This is a genomic window from Psychrobacillus sp. OK032, from assembly GCF_900111345.1.
In the GTDB taxonomy this organism is placed as follows: domain Bacteria; phylum Bacillota; class Bacilli; order Bacillales_A; family Planococcaceae; genus Psychrobacillus.
In genome coordinates this window covers 1-3,397 of sequence record NZ_FOGY01000029.1, presented here as the reverse complement: position 1 = coordinate 3,397, position 3,397 = coordinate 1, and the positions used below count along the sequence as shown (strand labels likewise).

Here is a 3,397-nt window from a genome sequence, read left to right as displayed (position 1 = left end):
TACCTTATCAATCTCTTTATGAAACAAACTTAATGGATTTAACTATTTCAATAGTAGTGGAAGTTGTTTATAACTTAATGTTTATCCATTACTTTAAGAAGATTTATAAGTAAGGGATCTAATCGTAACAAGCCACTCAAATAAAGGGTGATACATATCGTTAATGGTATGTAACACCCTGTATTTCTTAAGAATTGCCCATTTTCGGTTTATTACTATTCAACTAAAGCACCCGTTAGTTTAAGTACAACTTCACAATCTGCTGATCGAAAGATTCTTAAATTATGTATTAAAAGCTATCAACGTTATACTTGTATTTTGGATTATTACAAAAGTATACTTTTAAAATCACATTTAAGTATTGCCATAATAATTTCATCTGAGTACGCATCATTGTAATATAAGGATTGACGTAAGACTCCTTCTTTTACAAACCCAACCTTTTCATACGCTCTAATTCCACGCAAATTATGGCTAAATACTTCTAACTGTAAACGATTTAATTGGAGTTGTTCAAAAACAAAACTTAGAACTATTTCTGTAGCTTCAGTACCATATCCTTTACCTGTTAGTGAAATGGAAGCCATCGATATTCTGAATCCTGCTTTTTTGTTCTCCTCATCTATATCGAAAATCGATAACTCCCCGATCATTTCGTCAGTGCCTTTTAAACAAATAGCGAAATCATAGCGGCTTGAATCTTTATTAATATTTTCAATATGTGTCTTAATTTGATCCATTGAAAAATTAGAATTCGTTCCAGTCATATAACGTATTTCTTTATCCATTGTATTTTCTAACATAATAGGTGCATCTAATTCGGAAAGAGGCCTTAAATAAATTCTCTTACTCTCTAATCTCATTTTAACATTCTCCTTAATTGTTTTATGTATTGTTTATATTATTGCTTATATTCTACTTTTAAATGACCATGAATTATATACAGATGTTCTAATGTTGATGGTCTGGTTAACTAAAGCACCCGTTAGTTTAATAAGTTAAGTTCTTCTTCTGCAAGTTTTATAGCATTCTGTTGGGTATCCGTTATTGTATTTGAAGTTGTGACTTCTTGCCATAACTCCTCCCAAACATCCCCATCATCATCAACACATTCAGGTAAATATTCAAACAATTGGACACGATAAATCCCTCCAATTGTAAAAATGACTGCCTTATATTTCTTGTTCTTCGCTATAATCTCTTTACAAATTTCCATCATATCACCATTCTTATAAATAATTTTGTACAAGTTACTTGAAGGTAATCATTCTTCAACTAACCTGCTGCGTTAGTTCAATAAGAAAAAAGGCTTTACTCCTTCTTGAAGTAAAGCTAGCTGGTATTACTTGTTGAACTTGTATTGAAAACTAATCTTGATATATTTTTTGTGCTTCATATTTAATTCCATGATACTGATAGTTTTGTTTTTTGTACATTTCTCTAGGGGTATCTTCTCCGTCGGCCACTAATATTACAATCTTCTCAGGAAATAATTCCATTACAATTTTTTGTAATCTGCTGCCTATTCCTTTGTTTCGAAACAACTCGTTGACAGTTAGGTTATCAATTTCTGCTGTTTCACTAGAAATAATGACATCTACATAGCCTGCTGGAGACCCCTTATAAAAGGCTAAAACCTGCTGAATATTTTGATTTTCAAATTGACGTTTTATAAGATCGACCTTCTGCTTCGCATATTCACTTCCGTAGTTTAAGTCATCCTGATATTGTAGATTAAGAAGTACTTCTAAATTTTTATCTGTCACTACTTGAATATCTATATCTGGGTTGTTTTTCACTGGAGGAAAGTGTTTCGGCTGAATAGCATATAGTTCTAGAAAACCTATTTCATAACCCATATGAGTCAAATATACAATTAGTTCTCCTGTTGTCTTTATATTCTCAGGAAAGTAGAACTTCACATGTTTTTGGCCCTTCTTCAGATGATATTCTCTTAAGTAATCTTCAGCCTCTTTAAATTCAGTTAAAGACGGTAAAGTTTTAAATTCAATGAAATTACTACTATACCTAGTTAACATCTTAGGATAATGATAGTGTCTATATTGAGCATTTTCAGCCACAATTTTTCCAAGTGTATAAATATCTTCGAATGTTATTTGTTTCATTTAAATTCTCCTCGTATTATAGTCCATGTCCATACTTTAACACCTTACAATTATTAAACAATATGGTCCGATTGTTGAACACAAGTTAAATAACACTCTTCAACCTGCTTCGTTTGTTCAAGAAGAAAAGGCTACCTCTAAATGCCGCCTCTTTTTCTGCTAAAGCACCCGTTAGTTGAATAAGCATATCCATTTAGTATTCCCCAATAAAATAAAACATCTGTGAATAGATAATATAGAATAAAGGATTTTGAATTGAGGCATTATTTTTAATTTCTAAATAGCTTTTTTGCTTATTTGAAAAATGTAACTGCAAAATAGCAACAACGTTTCCTTTTTCATAAAAATGAACTAATCTAGAAAAATCTATTTTCGTTATTAGTTTGGTATTAGGACTCTCTATTTTATACGTAGGCGTAATAGCGTCTATCCCATCAATTTCAGCTGTAAAAAGTTCCTTCATATCACAGCTTTCAACGAAACTCAACATATTTTTGGTTCTTTTAGCAATACTGTGTTTTTTATAGCTTTCTATGATTTTATTCCCAGTTACATCATAGCCATCATAATGACAAAGCAATTGATTTTTCCCAATCCAAATATCGAAAATTTGATGTAAAATCGTCTTGTACGTTCTTTTAAACGTATAGATAACTTCATCATTTTCATTATGTACTACAATCTGTTTTATACTTCCCTTTGCTAAGGGTAACTGATACGTATAATTTCTCAAAAAATCTTCCTTTTCATTGTTATTTATTATTAAACTAAACTGCTTCGTTAATTCAATAAGAAAAAGCTACCCTTTCAGGCAGCCATGTTTAACTAAAGCACCCGTTAGTTGAAGAAGGAAAACAATATTTATTACTTCTATTCGTTAATATTAAGTGTCTTATAATAAGCAAAAATAATGGTGGTGAGACCAATCCCAAAAAGTATACTTCCAGCAGCCAAGAAATTATTTGTGGAACCTTCAATTACAATAAGGTATGTTGAAGTGTCTGCCCCACCTTGTTTGGCTATCCAATTTTCTGCAAGCGATAATCCAAAATTAACACTGAAAAAAAGCAATATAAAACCAATTGCAGTTATTAAAGAACCTAAAGCAACTAAACCTTTTAATTTATTTTTTGTCATTTTTCTTCCTCCAATCTCTTCTTTCACAAAACTGCTGCGTTAGTTCAATAAGAAAAAAGGCTTTACTCCTTCTTGAAGTAAAGCACCCGTTAGTTTAAGTATATTTCTTCACAAACATTTTATTAATATCTTCA

5 protein-coding genes are annotated in these 3,397 nt (G+C 31.0%); all 5 read right to left on the bottom strand.

The window, feature by feature from the left end; translation table 11 throughout:
- Window positions 1–326: 326 nt before the first annotated feature.
- The 5 genes from BMZ04_RS21670 to BMZ04_RS21650 all read right to left on the bottom strand — a co-directional run bounded on the left by BMZ04_RS21670 (window position 327) and on the right by BMZ04_RS21650 (window position 3,263).
- Window positions 327–863, bottom strand: coding sequence for a GNAT family N-acetyltransferase (locus BMZ04_RS21670; protein WP_093277801.1), 537 nt, complete (start codon window positions 861–863; stop codon window positions 327–329).
- 122 nt (window positions 864–985) lie between these two features.
- Window positions 986–1,219, bottom strand: coding sequence for a hypothetical protein (locus tag BMZ04_RS21665; protein WP_143128343.1), 234 nt, complete (start codon window positions 1,217–1,219; stop codon window positions 986–988).
- A 148-nt stretch (window positions 1,220–1,367) separates the two neighbouring features.
- A complete protein-coding gene (locus BMZ04_RS21660) occupies window positions 1,368–2,126 on the bottom strand; it encodes a GNAT family N-acetyltransferase (protein WP_093277795.1) in 759 nt (252 codons plus the stop codon).
- Between the two features lie 193 nt (window positions 2,127–2,319).
- Entirely contained in the window at window positions 2,320–2,859 is a 540-nt protein-coding gene (locus tag BMZ04_RS21655; protein ID WP_093277791.1) for a tubby C-terminal domain-like protein, read from the bottom strand.
- 137 nt (window positions 2,860–2,996) lie between these two features.
- A complete protein-coding gene (locus tag BMZ04_RS21650; RefSeq protein ID WP_093277789.1) occupies window positions 2,997–3,263 on the bottom strand; it encodes a hypothetical protein in 267 nt (88 codons plus the stop codon).
- Between the last annotated feature and the right edge of the window lie 134 nt (window positions 3,264–3,397).

Excerpts from the sequence above, each read along its gene's own strand:
- BMZ04_RS21670 (WP_093277801.1), bottom strand. The coding sequence starts at position 863 with ATGAGATTAGAGAGTAAGAGAATTTATTTAAGGCCTCTTTCCGAATTA.
- BMZ04_RS21665 (WP_143128343.1), bottom strand. The coding sequence starts at position 1,219 with ATGATGGAAATTTGTAAAGAGATTATAGCGAAGAACAAGAAATATAAG.
- BMZ04_RS21660 (WP_093277795.1), bottom strand. The coding sequence starts at position 2,126 with ATGAAACAAATAACATTCGAAGATATTTATACACTTGGAAAAATTGTG.
- BMZ04_RS21650 (WP_093277789.1), bottom strand. The coding sequence starts at position 3,263 with ATGACAAAAAATAAATTAAAAGGTTTAGTTGCTTTAGGTTCTTTAATA.